This is a genomic window from Streptosporangium sp. NPDC051022 (assembly GCF_040683035.1).
GTDB lineage: Bacteria > Actinomycetota > Actinomycetes > Streptosporangiales > Streptosporangiaceae > Streptosporangium.
The window spans coordinates 1,399-7,345 of record NZ_JBFBCF010000071.1 but is presented as its reverse complement, the minus strand read 5'-3'; the positions used below and the strand labels follow the sequence as shown (position 1 = coordinate 7,345).

General features: G+C 68.0%; 5 protein-coding genes. 1 reads left to right on the top strand and 4 read right to left on the bottom strand.

Annotation, left to right across the window (positions count from 1 at the left end):
* The coding region (locus AB0N02_RS47060; protein WP_363961675.1) for a helix-turn-helix domain-containing protein at window positions 1–661 on the bottom strand (661 nt) is incomplete at its 3' end.
* 585 nt (window positions 662–1,246) lie between these two features.
* Between AB0N02_RS47060 and AB0N02_RS47055 the strand changes: the two genes are divergently transcribed.
* The gene (locus tag AB0N02_RS47055) at window positions 1,247–1,414 is read left to right on the top strand and encodes a hypothetical protein (protein WP_363961673.1); all 168 of its coding nucleotides are present in this window, start codon (window positions 1,247–1,249) and stop codon (window positions 1,412–1,414) included.
* Window positions 1,415–1,905: 491 nt separating this feature from the next.
* On the opposite strand, the gene AB0N02_RS47050 is transcribed toward AB0N02_RS47055, so the two are convergent.
* The 3 genes from AB0N02_RS47050 to AB0N02_RS47040 form a co-directional block, all read right to left on the bottom strand.
* Window positions 1,906–3,114, bottom strand: a complete 1,209-nt coding sequence (locus tag AB0N02_RS47050) for a transposase (RefSeq protein WP_363961671.1) — start codon at window positions 3,112–3,114, stop codon at window positions 1,906–1,908.
* Between the two features lie 39 nt (window positions 3,115–3,153).
* Window positions 3,154–3,678, bottom strand: coding sequence for a hypothetical protein (locus AB0N02_RS47045; RefSeq protein WP_363961669.1), 525 nt, complete (start codon window positions 3,676–3,678; stop codon window positions 3,154–3,156).
* A 494-nt stretch (window positions 3,679–4,172) separates the two neighbouring features.
* Window positions 4,173–5,947 (bottom strand): hypothetical protein (locus AB0N02_RS47040; protein WP_363961667.1); only part of this gene is annotated, 1,775 nt, incomplete at its 5' end.

The window sequence follows — 5,947 nt, the reverse complement described above, 5'->3', positions numbered from 1 at the left end:
GTCCGTCGGGTGACCAGGCGGGCGCGGGTGGGAAGGCGCGCGGGGTCACCGGCCCCAGTTCGTCGGCGCAGATCACCGTGGTGCCGGGTGGCGGGTGGCGGGCAGGTGTAAAGGCCGATGACCTCGGCCCTTTTGGGGCGAAGGCCGGATCGGTGGAGGTGGTCCACGAGCGGGTGTGCCGCCAGCGCACATGTTCCTTGACCAGGATCCGACGCACCTGAGAGCGGTGGATGTCGATGCCTTGGGTGCGGGCGGCCGCGGTGAGCGTGTCCAGCGTCCACTCGGCCGGGGCGTCTTCATCGGCCGCCACCAGGTCCCCGGTCACATCGCGGACCGGCTTGCCGGGCGGCGTCGAACGCGCCAGCGCGATGACCTGTCCGCGTTCGACCTCGGTGATTCGCGGCTTGCGGCCCACGCCGGGCCGGTCACCCAACCCGGCCAGGCCCTCGGCGTTGAACCGGTCGAGCCGCTCGCGCACCGTTTGCATGTGGCAGTCCAGTTTGGCCGCGATCGCACTGGTCCGCAGGCCCTGCCAACTCCATACGATCATCTGCGCTCGCATGATCCAATCAGCCGGGGCGTGCCGCGCTCCAGCCAGCTTACGGATCTTGCGTTCCTCGTCGGCGTCCAGCGGCGGGCGCGCATACAGTAGCTTCGGCATGATGGTCCCCTGAAACCATCATTCCCCCAGCTCAGCTGGTATCCACACCCTCAATCAGGAACGCAGCACTAGCTTGTGATTTAACCTCTGATCTTCACATTTGCCCTGGCAGGCATCGATGGTGATCTAACGCGCAAGGCGGGCTGTGGCCGTGTGGCCATGTCCATTCAGAAGACGAGAGGTGGCCACCGACTCATCGTCGAGGTGGGTAGAGCTCGAGGAGAGGCGGTGGCCGTGGCCTCTGGTGCCGGCGGTCGACGTCTCACCCTGGCTGCGTCCCGATGCGGCCACCGCGCCGAGGCGGTCGTTCTGCCATACCTACGGGCGGGGCAAGAACGAGCATCGGATGATCCCGGGCTGGCCGTACCCGATCGTGGCCGCGCTGGAGCCAGGCCGCACCTCCTGGACGGCCTTGCTGGACGCGATCCGCCTGGAGCCAGGCGCTGACGTGCCGGCCGTCACCGCCGTCCAGCTCCGCCAGGTGGCCGAGCGGCTGATCGAGGTCGGGCAGTGGCAGGACGGCGACTTGCCGATCCTGGTCGTGGCCGATGCCGGCTACGACCTGCACCGGCTCACACCTCCCGGTTGTTCAAGCAGACCCTCGGATGGACCGCCCCCAAGATCCGTGATCCCGAGGCGGCCGATCGGTGGACCTGGCTCATTCTGGTCGCGCACGCACAGTTGTGCCTGGCCCGGCCGCCGGCCATCGACCTGCGCCGCCCCTGGGAGAAGCCTGCCCCACCGAACGGTTGACGCCGGCCCGGGTCCGGCGAGGGTTTCGCGACCTGCGCTGGAAGATGCCCTGTCCAGCCGGTGCGCCGAAACCTGCCCGACCCGGCCCTGGAGGCCCACCCGGCTCACCGAACCGACACCGCGCCTTGCGCCACGACGTCGGACGCATCCTGGCCACCGGCGAGGCACATCAACGTCCCACCCATCACCAGAAGGGGACCAAGCCTCGACGTACCACATGAACTGTCACGCCCAGCAATCCAGCGTGCCATCCCATTCACTAAAAACGCGAAGATCAGACGTTGAAAGACAAGCTCGAACGGCGTTGCAGGGCGGAGGAGCGCACCGCGCGGGCCGACTTCGACGGTGGCGGCAGGTTCAAAACCACGCGCCGAGCGCGGGCCGCCGCCCCGGTCGTCGCCGAGGCCGTTGTCATCCGGCGTCCTGGCGCGGGTCGGTCCACGCCTCTTTGACATCCTCCCCCGTCCGAGGGCGGGGGATTCCAACGGCGACTACCCCACCAGGAGGAGGTCGCGTTGAGGTTCGCGGTTCACAGGCCCGGCAACCCGGTCGCCTCCCCGCGTATCCACCGCATGCCCCGCGGCAGTGTCCCTGACGTTGTCCCTGACGTTCTTGGCCGCGTTGACGTCGGCGTTGTCCCGATGCCCGCAGGCGACACAGCGGAATCGAGATTGGCTCTCTCTCGACTCGGCCGCGCGGTGCCCACAGGCGTTGCAGGTCTGCGACGTGTAACGCGGGTCGATCCTCCGGACCCGGCCGGGAGCCTTGTGCTCCAGCCGCGTCACCAGCCGCCCCCATCCGGCAGCGAGGATGCCCCGGTTGAGACCGGCCTTCTGACCGACGTTGCCGCCCGGCTCGGCGAGGGTGCCCCTCGCCGAACGGGTCATGCCGGAGATCTTCAGGTCCTCGACGGCGATCACGTCGAACCCACGGGCCAGACCGGTACTGACCTTCTCGACCCAGGCCTTGCGCCGGTCGCTTTCGCGGGCCCTCAGCCTCGCGACGGCGGCCTTGACCTTCACCCGGCGCCTCGATCCGCGTCTGGCGCGGGCGAGCTTGCGCTGCAACCGCAGCAGGCGGGCCCTCTCGGCCTCGCGCAGACCGGGCGCGTGCAGCAGTTCCCCGATCGACAGGGCCACCGAGACCGCGACCCCCCGATCCACCCCGATCACCTCACCCGTCCCGGGAGCGGAGATCGGTTCGGGGACGGCGGCGAAGGCGACATGCCAGCGTCCGGCCCGGTCGCGGGTGACGCGGTAGGACCTCACCCCGCCGGGGACGGCGCGAGACCAGCGAAACCGCACCCAGCCGACCTTCGGGACCCTGACCTCACCCACACGCCGCGACAGACGCCGCACATCGCCGGGCTTGACCGCGACGATGCGAAACCCCTCGCCCCGCCCGCGTTTACGCCAGGTCGGCCGCTTGTGAGTCCTGCCGTAGAAGTTCGCCATGGCCTGGGCGAAGTCCTTGAGCGCCTGCTGCTGCACGACGATCGACCCGGCGCGCAGCCAGTCGTTCTCCGCCCTGGCCTCGGTGAGCTGACGGCACTGCTCGGCGAACCCGGGCGCGCCCTGGCGTCCCGGTCTCCAGCAGGCGTGCTGCTCAACGGCGAGATTCCACACGAACCGGGCATGCCCGCAATGCTCGGCCAGCGCCGCCTCCTGAGCAGGCGTCGGGGAGAGCCGGTAGCGGGACACGCCGACAACCTACCGAACCCCACCGACAAAACCCGGAGATCACCATGCGGCATCGCTCCGCGCTTCCTCCCCGCCCTGAAGGACGGGGCATCCGCGCTGGAAATGCCTGGTGACACGACCGCCCGGCAGTGCGATATCCAACTGTCGGCACCACGATCGCGTCGGCGTCCATCCCTCGGCCGGCGTGAAGTTCACACGCAGTCGGCGGGCCGAGCCGGGAACCGACCCACCCAGGTAGCGAGTTCCATGCGCGGCCGTCTTGCCATCTGGATCGAAGGCACCACCATTATCGTCGCGGTAAAGGGTGCCAAGGTCATCCTCCGCAGACAGGGTCCAATACCAGAAGAACGGTCCTTTGAGATCCATCTCGTGTTGCCGCAGTCCCGGAACGAACTCGTAGTGCAGCACACCGCCGACGCCTGACATCTCCAGTCCGCGGGCAACCACGTGGTGGCCTTCCAGCAGTTCCCCAAGATCGATGTCAAAGACGATGTCGAGACGCCTCGACCCGCCCATCTTGGCGAAGTAGGCGTCGGTAGCCGTACGCGGCGGAATCCTGATCACGACCCCCAGCATCGGACACGATCGAGAAGCCTGCCAATCAATATTCGCCCTGGGACGGCTCGGAGGACCCATGACATGGTCTCTGCGAGATGGCGACGGCTCCAGGCCCGTCCTATGCCCAGCCCGCTATGCGTGATTGATCACCTCGTCGTCAAGCAAGGCAATGCGAAGATCAGAGGTTAATTCACAAGCCTAGTGGCGATCTATCCGACGCGCAGTGGGCGGCGCTGGAACCGCTGCTCCCAGAAGCAGAAGATCACGAACACGGTGGACGGCTGCCAGTACGGAGGAGACAAAGAACCGCGAACGCGGCGAACGACAGCCGACACGGTGAAGGCAGAGGAGCTCGAACGCGGCGAACGGCCGTCACCACGGCGGAGGTAAGGGATCGCCGATACGGCGAACGGCGACCACACGATGAGGTACGCGGTCACCGAACCGGAACGCCCGTCCGTCTCGGGTGAGCCGGCATGCTCACCCGAGACGGGGATGGACTACTTCTTCTTGTCGGTCTTGGCCTCGTCGACGTCCTCTTCGGCGTCGACGGGCTCGTCCAGAATGTCGCCGAAGTCAGGCTCGATGAAGGCGGGACCGACCCCGGTCTCGGCCCTTTCCCCGACCTTGGCCTGGGCCTTCTCCTCACCCTCCTCATCGGCGGGAGAGGCCTCCTCCGCCGAGACCTCACCGACGACGGGATCCTCGAGTTCGTCGAGGTCGTCTTCGGCCTCGATCTCGGCGTCGAGAACGGCGGCGTCGTCGATTCCCGCGTCCGCCTCGTCGTCGAGATCCTCCTCGTTGTCCTCGAAAACAGTGAGCCTTCCGTCCGCGGCGGTGATCTCCTCGAGGTCGAGGTCGAAGTCGTCGACATCGAGGTCATCCTCTTCGATGTCCTGGATGTCCTCGACGACCGCTCCGGTCAGCTCCGCGTAACGCTCGGCCGCCTCGGTCTCGCCATCCTCGTCGAAGGCCATGGCTCGGCCGAACCACTCGGTGGCGGCTCCCTCGTGCCCGGCGTCGGCCAGGGCGTCGGCGTAGGCGTAGGCCAGCCGGGCCGACCAAGGCTGCGGACGCGTGTCACGCAACTCAGGCAGACGCTGGAGGGTGATGACCGCCGCGTCCTTCTGGTTGAGGTCCCGGCGGGCACCAGACTCCACGATCGCAAGCTCGATCTTGCCCACCCGGTCGAGACGCTCGGCCTCCTTGGAACGGACGAGATCCAGAGCCCGCTCGGGACGGCCGAGACCGCGCTCGCAATCCGCCATGATCGGCAAGAAGGAGTCCGAGCCCGTCATGCGGCGAGCCGCGCGCAGGTCGCTGAGCGCCTCGGCGAAGTGCCCGGATCTGTAGGCGGCGATCCCGACGGCCTCGCGGATCACACCGATACGGGCCGCGAAGCGACGCGCGACCTTCGTGTGCTCGTATGCCTGCTCGGGGTTGTCCTCACCAAGAGCCCGCTCGGCGGCAACGAGGTGACGTGAGATCAGATCCGCGAGGTCGAGCGGGAGAGACCGCAGTTCTTCACGGATCTCCTTGTCGAGCTCCTCAGCGGTGATGTCGGGAGCGAGAGGCGGCAGTTCCTCACGTTCCCTGCGCGGAGCCTCAGCGTGGTCGGTGGTCTGGTCGGGCTTGCCGTAGCGCGTGCGCGACCCTTCGCCCTCGGCGCGGAATCCGCTGTCGCGCTCAGGGGAGGGGCGCCCGCCACGATCATCACGGCTGTGGAAGGGACGACGGTCACCGTCACGGTCGCGGTCGTTGTAGGGACGACGCTCCCCACCGCGATCGTCGCGATAGCCCCCACCGGGACGGTCATCGCGGTTGTAGGACGGCCTGCCGCCGCCCGGACGGTCGTCACGGTTGAAAGAGGGCCTGCCGCCGCCCGGACGGTCGTCACGGTTGGAAGAGGGCCTGCCGCCGCCCGAACGCGGACCGTACTGACCACGAACCTGGTCACGGTCACCGTAGGAACGACGCTCCCCACCACCGGAACGGTCGTCACGACCGTAGGAGGGACGACGGTCACCGTCACGGTCGCGGTCGTTGTAGGGACGACGCTCCCCACCACGATCGTCGCGATAGCCCCCACCGGGACGGTCGTCACGGTTGTAGGACGGCCTGCCGCCTCCAGAACGGTCGTCACGACCGTAGGAGGGACGACGGTCACCGTCGCGGCCGCGGTCGTTGTAGGGACGACGCTCCCCACCACGATCGTCGCGATAGCCCCCACCGGGACGGTCGTCACGGTTGTAGGACGGCCTGCCGCCTCCAGTAC